This window comes from Rhodococcus sp. EPR-147, from assembly GCF_001647185.1.
In the GTDB taxonomy this organism is placed as follows: domain Bacteria; phylum Actinomycetota; class Actinomycetes; order Mycobacteriales; family Mycobacteriaceae; genus Rhodococcoides.
The window spans coordinates 12,207-28,658 of sequence record NZ_LVCU01000531.1 but is presented as its reverse complement, the minus strand read 5'-3'; the positions used below and the strand labels follow the sequence as shown (position 1 = coordinate 28,658).

Annotated in this window: 16 protein-coding genes; 8 read left to right on the top strand and 8 right to left on the bottom strand. The window is 65.7% G+C overall.

Annotated features, from left to right (window positions below):
* Nucleotides 1–103: 103 nt before the first annotated feature.
* On the bottom strand, nt 104–952 hold the full coding sequence (locus tag A2J02_RS23365) for an aldo/keto reductase (RefSeq protein ID WP_068054275.1): 849 nt from the start codon (nt 950–952) through the stop codon (nt 104–106).
* A gap of 54 nt (nt 953–1,006) precedes the next feature.
* Between A2J02_RS23365 and A2J02_RS23360 the strand changes: the two genes are divergently transcribed.
* The 5 genes from A2J02_RS23360 to A2J02_RS23340 all read left to right on the top strand — a co-directional run bounded on the left by A2J02_RS23360 (nt 1,007) and on the right by A2J02_RS23340 (nt 5,903).
* Complete coding sequence (locus tag A2J02_RS23360; protein WP_068054273.1) at nt 1,007–2,680, top strand: phospholipase D family protein; 1,674 nt, start codon at nt 1,007–1,009, stop codon at nt 2,678–2,680.
* Between the two features lie 55 nt (nt 2,681–2,735).
* On the top strand, nt 2,736–3,689 hold the full coding sequence (locus tag A2J02_RS23355) for a 1-phosphofructokinase family hexose kinase (protein ID WP_068054270.1): 954 nt from the start codon (nt 2,736–2,738) through the stop codon (nt 3,687–3,689).
* Entirely contained in the window at nt 3,686–4,435 is a 750-nt protein-coding gene (gene surE / locus A2J02_RS23350) for a 5'/3'-nucleotidase SurE (RefSeq protein ID WP_068054267.1), read from the top strand. The genes A2J02_RS23355 and surE overlap by 4 nt, the downstream gene beginning before the upstream one ends.
* Before the next feature lie 87 nt (nt 4,436–4,522).
* Nucleotides 4,523–5,611 carry a M4 family metallopeptidase gene (locus tag A2J02_RS23345; protein WP_068054264.1) on the top strand — a complete coding sequence of 363 codons (1,089 nt, stop codon included), beginning with the start codon at nt 4,523–4,525 and terminating at the stop codon, nt 5,609–5,611.
* Between the two features lie 10 nt (nt 5,612–5,621).
* On the top strand, nt 5,622–5,903 hold the full coding sequence (locus A2J02_RS23340) for a protealysin inhibitor emfourin (protein WP_082899002.1): 282 nt from the start codon (nt 5,622–5,624) through the stop codon (nt 5,901–5,903).
* A 31-nt stretch (nt 5,904–5,934) separates the two neighbouring features.
* Here the strand turns inward: A2J02_RS23340 and A2J02_RS23335 are convergent, their stop codons facing one another.
* From A2J02_RS23335 to A2J02_RS23325, 3 genes are read right to left on the bottom strand one after another with little or no spacing between them, the layout of a single operon-like run.
* Nucleotides 5,935–6,594 carry an NADPH-dependent F420 reductase gene (locus A2J02_RS23335; RefSeq protein WP_068054262.1) on the bottom strand — a complete coding sequence of 220 codons (660 nt, stop codon included), beginning with the start codon at nt 6,592–6,594 and terminating at the stop codon, nt 5,935–5,937.
* Between the two features lie 39 nt (nt 6,595–6,633).
* Nucleotides 6,634–8,124, bottom strand: a complete 1,491-nt coding sequence (locus tag A2J02_RS23330) for a flavin-containing monooxygenase (protein ID WP_068054259.1) — start codon at nt 8,122–8,124, stop codon at nt 6,634–6,636.
* A 26-nt stretch (nt 8,125–8,150) separates the two neighbouring features.
* On the bottom strand, nt 8,151–9,017 hold the full coding sequence (locus A2J02_RS23325; protein WP_068054258.1) for an SDR family oxidoreductase: 867 nt from the start codon (nt 9,015–9,017) through the stop codon (nt 8,151–8,153).
* Between the two features lie 73 nt (nt 9,018–9,090).
* Between A2J02_RS23325 and A2J02_RS23320 the strand changes: the two genes are divergently transcribed.
* On the top strand, nt 9,091–9,735 hold the full coding sequence (locus A2J02_RS23320) for a TetR/AcrR family transcriptional regulator (protein ID WP_068054255.1): 645 nt from the start codon (nt 9,091–9,093) through the stop codon (nt 9,733–9,735).
* A gap of 23 nt (nt 9,736–9,758) precedes the next feature.
* Here the strand turns inward: A2J02_RS23320 and A2J02_RS23315 are convergent, their stop codons facing one another.
* Nucleotides 9,759–10,760, bottom strand: a complete 1,002-nt coding sequence (locus A2J02_RS23315) for an EamA family transporter (RefSeq protein WP_068054252.1) — start codon at nt 10,758–10,760, stop codon at nt 9,759–9,761.
* Between the two features lie 39 nt (nt 10,761–10,799).
* On the opposite strand from A2J02_RS23315, the gene A2J02_RS23310 reads away from it, so the two are divergent.
* Together A2J02_RS23310 and A2J02_RS23305 are read left to right on the top strand one after the other, a co-directional pair.
* A complete protein-coding gene (locus tag A2J02_RS23310; protein WP_068054245.1) occupies nt 10,800–11,333 on the top strand; it encodes a CGNR zinc finger domain-containing protein in 534 nt (177 codons plus the stop codon).
* Between the two features lie 83 nt (nt 11,334–11,416).
* Entirely contained in the window at nt 11,417–11,728 is a 312-nt protein-coding gene (locus A2J02_RS23305) for a hypothetical protein (RefSeq protein ID WP_068284000.1), read from the top strand.
* A gap of 44 nt (nt 11,729–11,772) precedes the next feature.
* Here A2J02_RS23305 and A2J02_RS23300 read toward each other — a convergent pair whose 3' ends face one another.
* From A2J02_RS23300 to A2J02_RS23290, 3 genes are read right to left on the bottom strand one after another with little or no spacing between them, the layout of a single operon-like run.
* Nucleotides 11,773–13,224, bottom strand: coding sequence for an aldehyde dehydrogenase family protein (locus A2J02_RS23300; RefSeq protein ID WP_068054240.1), 1,452 nt, complete (start codon nt 13,222–13,224; stop codon nt 11,773–11,775).
* 39 nt (nt 13,225–13,263) lie between these two features.
* The gene (locus A2J02_RS23295) at nt 13,264–14,787 is read right to left on the bottom strand and encodes a carotenoid oxygenase family protein (RefSeq protein ID WP_082899547.1); all 1,524 of its coding nucleotides are present in this window, start codon (nt 14,785–14,787) and stop codon (nt 13,264–13,266) included.
* Nucleotides 14,780–16,399 carry an FAD-dependent monooxygenase gene (locus tag A2J02_RS23290; protein ID WP_231911499.1) on the bottom strand — a complete coding sequence of 540 codons (1,620 nt, stop codon included), beginning with the start codon at nt 16,397–16,399 and terminating at the stop codon, nt 14,780–14,782. The genes A2J02_RS23295 and A2J02_RS23290 overlap by 8 nt, the downstream gene beginning before the upstream one ends.
* Nucleotides 16,400–16,452: the final 53 nt, after the last annotated feature.

Below are 16,452 nucleotides of genomic sequence, written 5' to 3'. Positions count from 1 at the left end.
CCACCGAGCAGGTCACCGCGGCAACAGGATCGGCCCTGAAGCACTGATCGAACGACTGTGGGCTCGAACATCCGAAGATGTTCGAGCCCACAGGGTTACGCAATCAGTCGGGGATCATGTCGAAGGTGTCCGGATTCGGTCCGGTACGACCCTGCTCACCCTTGTCCAGAGCCGTGATGGCATCCACATCTGCCGAGCTGAGCTCGAAGTCGAAGATGTCGAAATTGGCTTTCACTCGCTCCGGCGTGACCGACTTCGGGAAGATGATGTTTCCGCGCTGGATGTGCCAGCGGAGCACCACCTGTGCGACGGATTTGCCTGCCGCGTCGGCGATTCGCTTCAATTCCGCGTCGTCGAGAACATTGCCCTGGGCGATCGGAGACCACGCCTCGGTGGGGATCGCATGCTCGCGGCCGTAGGCCCAGACGTCGTTGTTGACGAAGTACGGGTGCACTTCGATCTGGTTCACCGCGGGGACCGTCTCGGTCTCCTCCGCCAGGCGATCGAGGTGGGCGGGCTGAAAGTTGGAGACGCCGATGCTGCGTGCACGGCCGTCTGCGGCGAACTCCTCCAGCGTCTTCCAGGTGGAGACGAAGTCGCCGTCGTAGCGGGTGGGCAGCGGCCAGTGGATGAGGAAAAGATCCACGTGGTCGGTACCGAGGTCACTGAGCGTCTTGTCGAACGCCTTGCGCGCGTCGTCGGGCTTGTGGAAGCCGTTGTTGAGCTTGCTGGTGACGAACACCGAGTCGCGGTCGATACCCGAGTTCCGAATACCTTCGCCGACCTGCTTCTCGTTGCCGTACATCTCGGCGGTGTCGATGTGGCGGTAGCCGATCTCGAGGGCCGTCTCGACGGCCTGCGCAGTCTTCTCGGGATCGATCTGGAACACGCCGAAGCCGAGCTGCGGGATCTGCTTGCCGTTTCTGAGCGTGACGTTGGGTACCTGAGTCATATCGCTCGGGTGCCCGCCCTCCCCGCGCTTCAAACCGGATGAAATGATGCCAACGTGATAGTGCAGCGCATCCGGCGCGTCGTCGACGGTGTCGCCGAGAGCCTCGGCAGATCCACCTCCGCCCTCATCGCACCGGAGCGACACTTCGATCCGGCGCACCCGTGGTTCCTCACTGCCGTCGAGCGCGGCAACGACGACACCCGAATCACCGCCTGGACCGAGGGCAACCGCGTCGAGAACCTGGTGCACGGCAAGACCTATTTCGCCGCACTCGCCCGAGCCCTCGACCGCACCGAGCGCGACGACCTGGTGCTGTTCACCGATTGGCGCGGAGATCCGGAACAGCTGCTCACCGACGACGGCGTGACCGTCGAGGACGCGCTCACGGCCGTCGCGCACCGCGGTGGCGTCGTGAAGGGCATGGTGTGGCGCTCGCACATGGAGACGCTCGGATTCACCGGCCCGAAGAATCGCAAGCTCGCCATGAAGCTCGAAGAGGCAGGCGGCGAGGTGATCCTCGACCAGCGCGTGCTGGTCACCGGAAGCCACCACCAGAAGTTCGTGGTGGTGCGGTACGGCAGGAAAGATCTGCCCGACGTCGCGTTCGTGGGCGGCATCGACCTGGCCCGTGCTCGACGCGACGACGCCGATCATTTCGGCGATCCGGTCTCCCGTCCCTTCCCTCCCGAGTACGGCGAGATCGCGGCCTGGCACGACGTGCAGGTCCAGTTGGAGGGACCCGCGGTGCGGGACGTCGAGGACGTCTTCCGCGAGCGCTGGGAGGATCCCGCAGCCCTGTCCCGCCTCCCCTGGCACGCCATCCCCGACATGCTGCGCGGAGTGACTCGGGAGCCGTCGGAACTGCCGCCTGCGGCTGCACCGCCGGAACCGCAGGGCACGTGCTCGGTGCAGTTGTTGCGCACCTACCCGCGTCGACGCCCCGCCTACCCGTTCGCCACCAAGGGCGAGCGCAGCGCGGCACGGGCATACGCCAAGGCGCTCAACCGGGCAACCGAGCTGATCTACATCGAGGACCAGTACCTGTGGTCGGTGGATGTCGCACGCGTCTTCGCCGCGGCACTGCGCCGTAAGCCGAACCTGCGCTTGGTGGTGGTGGTTCCCAAGCATCTCGACGACGACAGTGCACTCACCATTCCGTCTGCGCTGCTGGGACACTCGGCTGCGTTGGAGGTCATCCGCGCCGCCGGTGGCGATCGCGTGTTGGTTCTCGACATCGAAAACGACCGCGGCATACCGGTTTACGTGCATTCGAAGGTCTGCATCATCGACGACGTGTGGACCGCGGTGGGCTCGGACAACTTCAATCGTCGCTCCTGGACTCACGATTCGGAGCTGACGGCGGCGATCGTCGACGACGAACACGACGACCGCGAACCTCTCGACCCCGCCGGATTGGGCGACGGTGCCCGAACCCACGCCCGCAACCTGCGCCTGGAACTGATTCGCGAACACCTCGGCCGGGCCGACGGTGACGACGCCGATCTGGTGGACCCGCAGGCATTCTTCGACGCCATCTCGGCAAGTGCAACCGCGCTCGACGAGTGGCACCACAACCCGTCCTCGGGCCCGCGCCCTGCCGGCAGGCTTCGCCGACACGAGATCTCCGTGCCACCGGTGTGGCAACAGCGACTCGCCGCATTCGCCTATCGCCTGTTCGTGGATCCCGACGGCCGCCCGATCGGAATGCGTCTGCGTCGTCGCTTCTGAGGCTATCGCCGAGCACCAGCCGTTTCGGTCCTGACATATCGGGCATTCGCAGTCGATGCCTCCCTCCTCCGAATCCCTCAGTGCCCTCGTCTTCGCTCCGTCTCCGCTGTTGACGGTGACCCTCGACAAAGCTCCCAACGGCAACACCGAACTGCACGTGCACGCGGGTGGTCAGGGCCACTGGATCGCCCGGATGGCCACGGTGCTCGGTCTCGACGTCACACTGACGGGAGTGTTCGGCGGCGAGATCGGGGGCATTCTGCGCGACATCGTCGAGCGGGAGGGCATCTCCGTCGTCTCGGTCGACATCGGCCAGGAGAGCGGCTCGTACGTGCACGATCGCCGTAGCGGTGAGCGTGAAATCCTTGCCACGGTCGACCCGCCGCCCCTGGCCAGGCATGCGCTCGACGACCTGTTCAGCGCGGCACTCGCAGCCGGTGCCCGCAGCGACGTCGCCATCCTCGGCGGACCGCACGAAGAGGACATCGTCCCGCCCGAGGTGTACGAGCGGCTGTGCGCGGACCTCACCGCCCTGGGTAAGACGGTGGTGGCCGACCTGTCCGGGCCGACCATGATCGCTGCGCTCGCCGGCGGCCTCACGGTGCTCAAGGTCAGCCACGAGGACCTCATCGCCGACGGCCGGGCCGAGTCCGAGGACCCGGCGCACCTCATCGACTCGATGCGGAAGATGCACGACGACGGCGCGGAGATCGTCGTGATCTCGCGGGCCGGAGATCCAGCCCTGGCATTGGTGGACGGCGACGTGCTCGAAATTGTCACGCCGGGTCTACGCATGGTCGATCACCACGGAGCAGGCGATTCGATGAGTGCCGGCATCGCCGCAGGGCTCGCGCAGGGATTGTCGGTCCCGGAGGCGTTGCGTCTCGGCGGCGGCGCGGGCACGGCCAACGTCACCCGACGCGGCCTCGGCAGCGGGCGACGCGACCTGGTTCTCGGCCTGACCGAATCGGTGGAGGTTCGTCCGTACAAGAAGGCAGGCAAGAAATGAGAGCCCTGATCACCAACGACGACGGCGTGCACAGCGCGGGCATCGCCCTGCTCGCGCGGGTGGCTGTCGACGCCGGTCTCGACGTCGTCGTGGCCGCACCCCACGAGGAGCGCAGCGGGGCCAGCGCATCGTTGACCGGCATGGGCGTCGACGATCATCTCGGCGTCGCAGCGGTGGAGATCGACGGTCTGCCCGATGTCCCGGCGTACGCGGTGCAGGCGTCGCCCGCTCTGATCGCGTTCGTCGCCACCCGAGGAGCCTTCGGCGACGCGCCGGACCTGGTGCTCTCGGGCATCAACCACGGCCCCAACACCGGTGCAGCCGTTCTGCATTCGGGCACCGTCGGGGCCGCATTGACTGCGCTGACCCATGGAGTTCCGGCCATGGCCCTGTCGTCGATCGCCACCGAGCCTGCTCACTGGGACACCGCCGAGCACGTCGCACACCTCGCGGTGACGTGGATGGTGTCGCACGGACCGTCCGACGCCGTCGTCAACGTCAACATCCCGGACGTTCCGCTGGCGGATCTGGCGGGGATCGTGCCGGCATCGCTCGCCCGCTACGGCGCGGTACAGGCCGAGATAGGCGATCGCGGGGAGGATTTCGTCACCGTTCGCTTCGACGAGATCCGAGCCGAGGACGACGATTCCGACGCCTCCCTGCTGGCCCGACACTGGGCGACCGTCACTGCGCTTCGTCCGCCGAGCGAGGTGGACGGCGTCGACCTGTCCACGATGGGCGCGTGATCTCACCGACGAGACCGACTGTGTCGGTGCCCTCGGGCACACTGAAACCATCACCGCACATGCCACGGACCTAGGGGGTCACCGAGTATGACGTCAGTTCTCGATTCCGGATCATCGCGCAGCCAGCACTTCCACGGGGTTGTTCCACCGTTCCTGCTCGAAAGGCTCCAGGGTGCGGGCGCTCGCGCCACACTGCTCGCCGATCGTGAAATGCGTGCGGGACGCGAGGTGGTGCAGGCGCGCACCGCCATCGCTCCGCGCACCGGCGGCACGCTCGAACGCACGATCTCCGACGCGAAGTCCACCAGGGATCTCCCCGGCCAGCAGGTGCGCGCCGAGGGCGAGGAAGCAACCGGCGACGCTGCGACCGACGAGGCGTACGACGGTCTCGGGGCCACGTACGCATTCTTCGACGAGGTCTACGGCTACTCGAGTCTCGACGGCAGCGGCCTGCCCCTCGACGCGACGGTGCACTACGGGCAGGACTACGACAACGCGTTCTGGGACGGCTCGCGCATGGTGTTCGGCGACGGTGACGGCGAGGTGTTCGCTCGATTCACCGTCTCGCTCGGCGTCATCGCACACGAACTCGCGCACGGGTTCACGCAGTACACCACCCCGCTCGAATACAAGGACCAGGCCGGCGCGCTGAACGAGTCGATCTCCGATGTGTTCGGCGCACTGGTCGAGCAGTACACCGCCGGGCAGAACGCCGAGGACGCGTCCTGGCTGATCGGCGAAGGGCTGTTCCTTCCGGCCGTTCAGGGGAAAGCGTTGCGTTCTCTGCTCGAGCCCGGCACCGCGTACGACGACGACGTGCTCGGTAAGGATCCGCAGCCGGCCAGCATGGACGATTTCGTCGTCACCACCGAGGACGAGGGCGGTGTGCACATCAATTCGGGTATCCCGAACCGCGCGTTCGCCGTCGCCGCCACCACGCTGGGCGGTCCGGCCTGGGATCGCGTCGGGCAGGTGTGGTTCGACACGATGACGGTCGGCGGACTGTCTCCTACGGTCGATTTCGCCGGCTTCGCGGCCGCCACGCTCGCCGCGGCGAACGAGCGGTACGGAGCCGGTTCCGACGTTGCCGAGGCTGTGTCGACCGGGTGGTCTACCGTGGGAGTTCGGACAACAGGGATCGAGTCCATACCGAAGCCGAGCGACGATCGGGTGTGATCGAGGGCAAATGAGCCTGCGCATCGAGGTACTGCGAACCGGCGGTGTCGCCGGTATGTCCAAGCGCGGAGTAGTCGAGACCGACGAGCCGGAATGGCAGTCGTTGGTCGAGGCCGCGCAGCCGTACATCGCCGATCAGCAGGCCACCGACTCGGCCGACTCGAATGCCCGCGACACGTTCGTCTGGAACGTGTCGGTGGGTGAGCACTCGTGCCGCGTCGGCGATTCGAACCTGACCGGACCACTACGCGACCTCGCGGAGCGCACTCTCCGCGAGGGCCGCGTCAAGTAGCTGCCGCGTCGGGTAGCAGGAGGAACCGAGCTCAGGCCTTCCACTCCGCACTGCGTTCTTCGGTCGCCTGCCCCATCGCCTCGACGAGGGCGTCGACTCCGAAGTCCTTGCCGTACGAGGGCGTTCCCGGCTGCTGACGCCACGACTGGGCGAGGGTGCCGCCGTCGACGGGGTCGAATCCGAGCTCGTCGATCACCGAGAACACGAGCTTCTTGGAATCCTCGTCGTCGCCTGCGATCGGCAGTGCGATACGACCGCTGGTACCGCTGGGCACGCCCTTTTCCAACAGGTGCTTCCAGTAGATTCCGTTGAACGCCTTGATCACCGGCTCGCCGAGTTGCTGAGACACCCACACACTTTCGGGTGTACCACCCTCGATCTCCTCGATCAGCCCGTCCCGCTGCTGCGGGTAGTAGTTGTTGGTCTCGATGATCGGTGCCCCGGGCTTACGGGCACCGGCAATTCCCGGTGCCAGATCCGGCACGTTCTTCTGCGGAATGCTCAGAATCACCAGGTCTGCGTCCTGAGCCGCGTCGGCGGCCCACACTGCCGTCGCCCCGGTGTCCGCCGCCAGGTCTGCCAGGGTCTCCGGGTCACGTGAGTTGGAGAACCGAACCTCGTGACCGAGTGCCGTCAGGCGACGGACGAGAGTACCGCCGATGAATCCGCTTCCGATGATTCCAATTTTCATACTCGGAACCAACGCACGCCCGACCCCGAACAATTCCCGTCAGGATCCGACGGAGACCTTGGACCGGGGACGACCGAACTTCATGGCCTTGTCCACCACCTTGCCGTAGCGCAGCACCGGCAGGTCGCGGAAGTAGTTCATGCGCAGCTTCCACGGGGTCTCGCTGCCCTGTCTCGGGAAGTTGTCCACCGCCCGCAGCACGTACCCCGCCGCGAAATCTAGGAACGGTTCCTCGTCGATCGACGGGTCGCGTTCGAGCTCGACTGTGCTGTAGCCCTTCTCGTCCATGTGCGCCAGCAGTCGCATCACGTAGTTCGAGACCATGTCGGCCTTGAGCGTCCACGAGGCGTTGGTGTAACCGACGACGAAGGCGAAGTTGGGGATACCGGTGAGCATCATGCCCTTGTAGGCCATGGTGCTGGGCAGGTCGACATCCTTGCCGTCGACCCGGAACTGCGCACCGCCGAGAGCGGAAAGGTTCAATCCCGTTGCGGTGACGACGATATCGGCGTTGAGGTGCTGGCCCGACTTCAGCTTCAGGCCGGTCTCGGTGAACGTGTCGATGTGATCGGTGACGATCGAGACTTCGTCCTTGCGAATCGAACGGAACAGATCGTTGTCGGGCACCAGGCACAGGCGCTGATCCCACGGGTTGTAGGACGGGGTGAAGTGGGTGTCGAGGTCGTATCCCTTCGGCAACCACCCCTCCTGCATCGTCCGGATCCGCTTCTTCATGAACTCCGGGTACTTCTGGCTCAGCGTGTAGATCAACATGGCCATCGACACGTTCTTGAGCCGAGTGACGCTGTACGCCAACTTCTTCGGCAGCCGCTTACGTAGCGTCTGCGCAATCGGATCCTGTGACGGAAGCGAGAGGACGTAGCTGGGCGAGCGCTGCAGCAGCGTGACGTGCTCGGCGTCGCGAGCCAGGTTGGGAGCCAACGTGATTGCCGTTGCACCGCTACCGATCACGACGATCTTCTTGCCGGAGTAGTCCAGATCCTCGGGCCAGTGCTGCGGGTGGATCACCTGGCCGCCGAAATTCTCCTGCCCGGCGAACTCGGGGGTGAATCCCTTGTCGTAGTTGTAGTAGCCACTGCAGGAGAACACGAACGACGCGGTGATCGTGACTGTTTCGTCGGTATCGGTACGGTGCGCGGTCACCGTCCAGAACTGCTGTTCGGACGACCACTCGAGCGCGACGACCTTGTGATGGAACCGGATGTGCTTGTCGACACCCGCTTCCTGCGCGGTGTCGACGATGTAGTTGCGGATGTCGGTGCCGTCGGCGATGGATTTCTCACCCATCCACGGCTTGAAGCTGTATCCGAGGGTGTACATGTCGGAGTCGGAGCGAATCCCGGGGTAGCGGAACAGATCCCACGTTCCCCCGATCGCGCCGCGACTTTCGAGGATGGCGTAGGTCTTACCGGGCAGATCGTGCCCCAGGTGGCGCGCGGCCCCGATCCCGGACAGGCCGGCACCGATGATGAGAACGTCGACCTCGGGAGAGGGCAGTACGGCAGTCATGTCAGCGATTCCTTCGATGTCCGGTGTCAGCTGGTCTTGTTGCGAGCGCTCTCGGACCTGCCGAGGCGGGCTACTTCTTCGTCCATCTTCGGCAGGATCGTCGGCACGTGCTCGAGCATGCTGCGATCACCGACCCGCGAGGTGATGACGGCCTTGAACCACGACGCTGCGCCCACCCACCGCGGCACGTAGACGCGCCGCTTGCGCTTGGCCAGGCCGTCGACGAACGCGTCGACGCACTGCTCGACGGTCATCGTCTTACCCAGCGGGCCGGGCAGCACCGCGAGCAGATCCTGGAATGCGGTGAGATCGGACTTGGCGTCCTGCACCATCGGTGTGTCGATCCATGCCATGTGCGCGGAGCCGACATCGACACCTCGATAGTTGACCTCGAGCCGGAGGGCGTTCGCAAAGTGTTCTGCCGCAGCCTTACTGGCGTTGTACGCGGCCAGGCCGGGGCACGGGGTGAACGCCGCGAGCGAGGAGACGACGAGTACGTAGCCGTTGCGCTCGATGAGCGAAGGTAGGGCCGCGCGGACGGTGTTGAACACGCCCATCACGTTGATGTCCATGACGCGTTGGAACGTGGCGGGATCGACCTGCATGATCGATCCGTAGCTGGCGATGCCTGCGTTCGCCAGCACCAGATCGATGCCGCCGTACGCCTCGATTCCCCCGTCGACGGCGCGCTGCATGTCGTCCAGATTCCGCACGTCGGCAACGAATGCCGCTGCTTTCAGCTGGGTTGCGAGTTCCAGGAGGGGTGCCTCGTCGACGTCGACGAGAACCAGCCGGGCGCCTCGGCCCGCCAGCGCACGTGCCGTTGCGGCACCGATTCCCCGTGCCGCTCCGGTGATCAGAACGACCTTGTTCCGCAGCGTCGACGCCGCCATCTGCTCCCCCTCGATCGGAATGCTTGTCTGCGAACACTTTGCATCTGATACCGAGCGGTGTCAAGATCTGTCTGTGACTACCCATCACAGCGAACCCGGCCGTACCTACCGAGGTGCCGACCCGCAGCAGCGGCAGCAGGAGCGTCGAATTCGCCTGCTCGACGCCGCCGTGAAGGTCTTCGGCACCACCGGCTACCGGACGGCAACCGTGGAGAAGGTGTGCAGCGAGGCCGGGCTGACCAAGCGCTACTTCTACGAGTCCTTCTCCAACAGCGAGGACTTGCTCATGGCCGCCTACGGCCGAGCGACCGACGCCATGCGCGAGAACATCCTGGCCGGTGCGCAGGCCGAGGCCGACTCCACCGAACAGGTTCTCCGGGGAGCTCTCACCGGCTTCTTCACGTTCGTCGCCGAGAATCCTGAATCCGCGCGCATCGCCTTCGTCGAGATTCTCGGAGTCTCGCCCACCGTCGACGCGCTCTACCGCAAGACGACGACCTCGTTCTCCGAGACGGTGCTGCAGGTGGCCGAGGCCGCCGGATCCAGCCGCGGGCTCGCCGGGCCCAACCGTCGAACACTGGCGATGGGCCTGGTGGGCGCGGTTCTCACCATCGCCCAACAATGGCTGCTCTCTCCCGAACGCGAACCGCTGGACTCGGTGATCGCCAGCGCCCACACCATCCTCGCCGCCGTGGTGTTCGGACGCGTCGACAGCTGAGCTGCGATGTAGGACCTACAGGCTCAAGGCCTACTCTGCAACGGCTCCACCGGCTCGTCCGCAGTGGCGCGTTCTCCTGATTTGACGACGACCACGCCGAGCAGAACCAGTGCGCCGCCGGCCAATTGGACCGGTGCCGGTGCCTGCCCGAGCAGCAGCCACGCGAACACCAGTGCCGCAACGACCTCCATCAGACCCATGAACGACGCCAACCGCGACCCGAGGCGTCGGCCTGCCGCGATGCCGAGAACGTAGGCCAGCGCGGCGGTCACGACGCCGAGGCCGATGATCGGCACCCACCACGGAACGACCGCATCGACGAAGGTGACGTCGGTGAGCGGAGCAGCGAACGGGACGATCCCGATGAGACCGGCGACCAGCAGGATGAGCCCACCCGTCAGCAGACCGGCTCCGGCGAGCACGATCGGCGGGAGGCCGTTGCTCTCGTCCGCCGACAGCACCCAGTACACGGCCGCACCGACCATCGAGCCCAGCGCCCACAGCACGCCGACCGAGTCCACGTCCGCACCGGAGATCAGATCGAGCACGAGCACGAGACCCATCGCGGCCAGCAGTGCGCCCACCACGGTCAGGCGACCGGGACGCTGCTGGTGCCGGAACCACATCCACCCGATGACGGCCACGGGCGAGGTGAACTCGATCAGCAGCGCGACACCCACCTCCATGCGTCCGACGGCGTTGAAGAAGGCGAGCTGGCACCCTGCCACCGCGAAGGCACCGTAGGCGAGGAGCAGCTTCCAGTTCTTCGCCAGCAGGTTCCACCGCCCGCGCAACGCGAGGATCGACGGAATCAGCAGGACGGCTGCGGCGAGCAGAATTCGCGCGGTCACCGCGGCCCCGGCCGTCCAGCCTGCGTCGAGCAGGCCCGTGGCGAGTGAGCCGGAAAGCCCGAAGGACGCCGCGGAGAGCAGCGCGAAACCGAGTCCCGAGAGTCGACGCGACCGCGCGGCAGCATCGTGGGTGGCCGCGAGATCCGCATTCGCGTCATGAGTGTAAGCCGTCATGACATGTGACAGTAGGGACCGACTTGGTAAGGTGTCAACATGCTTTTTGCTCATGACGCGGAACTGTCACTGTTGGCGGCCGTGGCGTTGATCAATTCCGCCGAGGAGCCGGACACGCTGACCACCCGAGAGCAGCTCGCCGAGTTCTTCACCGAACAGGGCTACTCCGGCCGCTTCGACGGCGACGACGCCGAGCTCGAGGCCGTGAGAGCACTGCGCCCGACCCTGCGCGCGCTGCTCACCAGCAGCCGAGACGACGCCGTGGTCGAGGTGAACCGTCTGCTCGCCGAATCCTCGGCCCTGCCCAGACTGGTTCGTCACGGAGATCTCGACTGGCACATCCATGCCGTCGCCGACGACAGTCCGCTCGCGACCCGCATCGTCGTCGAGACCGCGATGTCCATGATCGACGTCATCCGAGCGGACGAGCTCTCGCGCTTCGACGTCTGCGCGGATCCGGACTGCAACGGGCTGGTCCTCGACCTCTCGCGCAACCGGTCCCGCCGGTTCTGCAGCACTACCTGCGGGAACCGAGCGGCCGTTGCCGCATACCGCGCGCGCAAGGCTCAGTGACGACGGCCACTGGGCAGTGCGGGGCTTAATCGGTCGGCTTTCGGGTATCCCCCGCTCCGAGCTGATCGAAAGGAATTGCCCCTATGGTCGAGAAAAGGCCTACCAAAACGAGCTGGGCCAGAGCTGTCGAGAACATGCTGGCCGTCATCTTGATCTTCGCCGGTATCGCCGCCGCAGGCGGTCTGATCGCCGCATTGGCGGGCGGCTTCGAGGGTTGGGCGATCGTCGCCGGAATCGCCGTGATCGTGTTGTTCGGTGCCGGATTCCTCGCGATTCGCGACGGCGCTCGACGACGAGCCCTCGAAACGAACACCGTCGTCTACGCCCCGGACAACACCGACCAGCTGTTCGACGTCGACCCGAACACCGGTGAGCGAACCCCGCACCGCGAGTAGCGCACTCGATGCGGGGCCGCTGCAGGTTCAGAAGCACTGTGACTTCAGAAGGGATACTTCTGAATGTCCGACTGCATCGTGACCCACTGCAGATCACAGAACGTCTCGAGGTTGACGGTGGTGCCGAAGTGTCCACCGGAACCCGATGCCTTGACCCCACCGAACGGCGCAACGGCCTCGTCGTCGATCGTTTGATCGTTGATGTGCACGGCACCGGAACGAATTCGGTCCGCCAGCTCGTAGGCCTTGAACGGGTTCGAGGTCAGAACAGCAACGGACAGGCCGTATTCCGAGGAATTGACGATGTCGATGGCCTCGTCCACGGTGCGGTACGTGGTGATGGGTGCGACCGGACCGAAGATCTCGTCGGTGAACGCGGGTGAGTCCTTCGGCACGTTACCGAGCACGGTCGGTCGGTAGTAGAGCCCGTCGAAGGTTCCGCCTGCAGCCAGTTCGGCACCGGCCGTCACCGTGGCCTGCACGATGCTGTCGACTCGCTTCAGCTGGTTCTCGTCGATGATGGGCCCCAACGCATTCGACGGGTCGGTCGGATCTCCGACGGTGATGCGCGCGGCGATCTTCGCGAGTTCCGCCGTGTACTGCTCGGCGAGATGCTCGGGAACGAGGTGCCGACCCGACGCCATGCAGATCTGCCCCTGGTGCAGGAACGATCCCCACGCACCCGCCGACGCGGCGGCCTCGATGTCTGCATCGGGCAGCACGAGGAATGCGTTGTTCCCGCCGAGCTCGAGGTGGACCTTCTTGAGCAACGGCGCAGCGGCTTCCGCGATTCGGCGGCCGGCCGCGGTGGATCCGGTGAAGGAGATGCACGGCACGTCGGGGTGCGAGACGAGCGCCGCTCCCACGTCGGCACCCGAGGGCAGTACGTGCAACAGACCGTCCGGCAGGCCGGCCTCGGCGAGAATCTCGGCCAGGACCAGCCCACCCGAAATCGGAGTTCGTGGATCGGGTTTGAGCACTACGGCATTGCCGACGGCCAGAGCTGGCGCGACCGACCGCATCGACAATACCGCCGGGAAGTTGAACGGACTGATCACGCCGATGACGCCCATCGGAACGTATCGCCCTACCGAGAACCGGGACTTCGCGCTGCGCAGGACCTGCCCGTAGGGCTGGGACGCCAACGTGGCCGCCTCGGTCAGTTCGGCAAGGACCAAGCCGACTTCGGCCCCTGCCTTGCCGTGGCTGGATCCCGATTCGGGAATCAGCCACCGCGTCAGACGCTCGGGGTTCTGCTCGAGAATCGCCGCAGCCCTAGTCATGACCGATGCTCGCTCCGGGTAGGGCTTGGCGGCCCATTCTTGCTGCACACGTGCAGCTTTCGCGACAGCTCGATCGAGGTCCGCGACGTCCGCAGCACCGACGGTGGCCACGAGGGCCCCGTCGGCAGGAGCCGTCACGTCGAGGGTTCCACCGCCGCCGTCCAGCCATCCGCCGTCGAATATCTTCGCCGTCCACGCCAGTGTGTTCGCCATGTCAGTCCTGCTCTTTCATTCTCGGTGTTCTTTTCTTCGTTACCGCTGGGCTGCGATCGCTGCGTCGAGCACCTCGGCCTCGGCCCAGGATCCGTGGAACGCGAACGGAACTCGGACGGGAAGCTTCACCCGTGCGAGAGGTTCGCGGGTGAACGCGTCGGCCTCGTGCACCAGTAGCTCGGACAGTCCGGTCGCCGGATTCCACCACAGGGTCAGCAGATATCCGTCGTTCTCGCCGCTCGCTCCTCGACGCTGGACGAAGACCGGTTCGCTGGGGCTGGTCAATCCGTCGGGCCCTTCGAGCACGACCGTCTGGCCGGTGGAGAAGTCATGGCGCGCAAGCCCATCCGTCAGAGTCAGCGGAGACAGATCTCGGGTGGTGGCGAAGTAGCCGAAGCGATTCTCCTTGCCCAGCCACGCGTCGTTGATCTTCGGGAATTCACCCGCGATCCCGCTGTGCATGTGCTGGGTGGTCGTCCCGGTCGCGGTATCGAGCACGAACCGCCAGGCCATCGCGGGTGGAAACCAGGAGTGCGAGTCGATCGGCTCGTCCGAGTCGTCGGCCGGATTGCCCAGACGCGCGATGACGTGCAGATCCACCACGATTCCTGTGGCGGTTTCGTGCGCGTTGAAGAAGTGCGTCGGGGCCAGCATCAGGCCGGTGTCGTACCAGGTCACCTCATGGGTGCGACGGTCGAGCACGGCGAACCTACTGCCGTTCGGCGTCGCCGATTCGTCCCAGAGCACGCCGGGTCGCCCCTCCATGATGCGGTCGAGGCGAAACTGGTTGGGCGAGATGAGGAAGATCGCGAGGTGTTCGCTCACGATGTAATCGTGAACCATTGCCGGGCACCCCATGTCGAAACCGAAGGAATCGACGACGGTGCCGCTGGTATCGGCCTCGTACCACGTCAGTCTCGGCCCGATGGCCGAGTAGAACAGCATGTTTCCGGTCGACGGTTCGATCTTGTAGTGCGCCGTGCACAGGATGTCGAGTGCACCACCGAAGTTGTACGTGCCCTGCGTATCGAGAGTTTCGGGGTGCATCGAATGCGGAAGTCCGCCTTCGTAGTACACCAGCAGATGGTCGGCGAACAGCCCGACGTTGGTATTGGCGCCGCTCTTGGACGGCGGCGCGCCCGCGGGCAGATCTCGCTTGGCCTTGCCGGAGCCGTTGACGAAACCGCTGTACAGCGCTTCCCCGGCCTCCACCTCGATCTTCATGGTGTCGGTGTGCACCCACTTCATCCGGAACGACGCCTTACCGTCGCGGATGTAGGTGCCCGCGACGCCGCCATCGCCCTCCCACCAGTGGTAGCGGTCGGTGTCGAGTGGCTCGAAGCGTGGATTGTCGGCCACTCGGAACAGCGCGCCGGCGAGATCGTCGGGGAGTTTCCCGATGACCTCGAGGTCGAACGCCTCGGTCTCCTCGTGCCACGGCGCGAACGGCCCGTTGAGAAACTTGTTGGACGTGTTCCAGTCGACGTCCGCCTCGTGCCGCGGAGTCGGGGGCGCGGTGCGGCGGACCACTGTCGTCGGCAGCGGGGTGGGAAGTTCACGCATAGCTGATGCCTTTCGTCTCGATGTAGGACAGTTCGGAAGGACTCGCCGAAGTTCCGATCCACGACGCCACCGCGGCTCGAACGTCGTCACCGTCGTGCGGATGCCACGCGGCCGCAACGAAGCGGTCGGGCCGGATGAGCACGAATCTTCCGGTGTACGTCCGCATCTCGTCGTCCAGACCGCCGTCGACGTCGAGTAGAACGTTGATGCCGTCTATTCTCGGCACCGTGCGATCGGTGGGCACGGCGACCTCGACGGCGTGTAGGCCGCGCCCGATATCACGTGCGTGCGCCCATTCCGCCGTGTCGTGCACGTCGACTCCCACCAGCGCCCAACCGGTTCCGAGTATCTCGTCGAGCGGGCGGATGGTTCGGGTCGCCGAGTCGAAGGCCCGGGGCTGCCCGATGACGCTCCCGGTGTCGTCACCCGGGAGCACGAGCCCGTCGGCGAATCGGTACGGCGGACGATAGGCCATGGTCTCGAACCAGCGTCGCCCGTTCTCGGTGGCCAGTGCGGCCCGGACCAACTCGTCGCGCCTGGCCGCGATGCGAGGGTTGGTCGTCATCACCACGCGACCCAACCGCTCGGACGCGCGAACAACCGCGGCGGCGTGCGGGCCGCGCTCGGATTGGTATGTGGCCAGCACACTTTCATGCAGGCAACCGTCGAGCACGCCGGCCAACTTCCACGTCAGGTTCGCGGCGTCACGAATGCCGGAGGTCAGACCCTGACCGGCGAACGGCGGCATCATGTGTGCGGCGTCGCCGAGCAGGAAGCAGCGCCCCAATTGCCATCGATCGGCTACGAGGCCGTGGAATCGATAGTTGACGGCTCGTTCGACCTGGGCGGTTGTGATCGGCCGGTAGCGCGAGACGAGTTTCTCGATGAGCTCGAACGGCGGCGCGTCGGTGGCCGTACCCTCCCCCTCGAACAGGCGGAATTCGTATCGACAGCGGCCACCGAGACCCGGCACCACCACGTGCGGCCTGCTCGGATCGGCGTGGTGCATGCCGTAGCGCTCTATGTGCGGGTCGCCGAGCGTGTCGACCACCAACCACAATTCCGGGTGGCTGCGTCCGATCATCCCGATACCGAGCAGGTTTCGGACGGTCGATCGTCCGCCGTCGCAACCGAGGAGGTAGCGGGCTCGCACCGTGCGTCCGCCCGCTTCGATGGCCACGGCGTCCGCGTCCTGCACGATCGACGTGACCTCGGTGTCGAACCGAACGGTGACATTGCGCGCCGTGTGCAGCGCTTCGGCCAGCACACGCTCGAGGTCCGGTTGCGCGAACGGGTTCTTGAACGGGTAGCCCAATCGGTAGGCGCTCTCCGCGCCGCCGTGGAACAGCGGTTCGTCGTCGAGTCCGTAGTAGCGGGTTCCGGTGCCGGGCACGACGATCGGCAGGATTCTGTCGATCACACCTGCCTGCTGATAGGTGCGCAGCGCCTCGTCGTCGATGCTGATCGCTTTGGGTTCGTCGCTCGTCGTCGAGCGCCGCTCGAGAACGACGACACGGAGCCCTCGTGCAGCGAGCAGCAGGCCCGCGGTCATCCCGACCGGACCGGCGCCGCAGATCGCTACGTCGTAGAGGGTGTCGAATCTCGTATCCACACCACCAACGTAGCGTGCATCACGTTAAATAGGAATGCTGTCCCATAAAATAG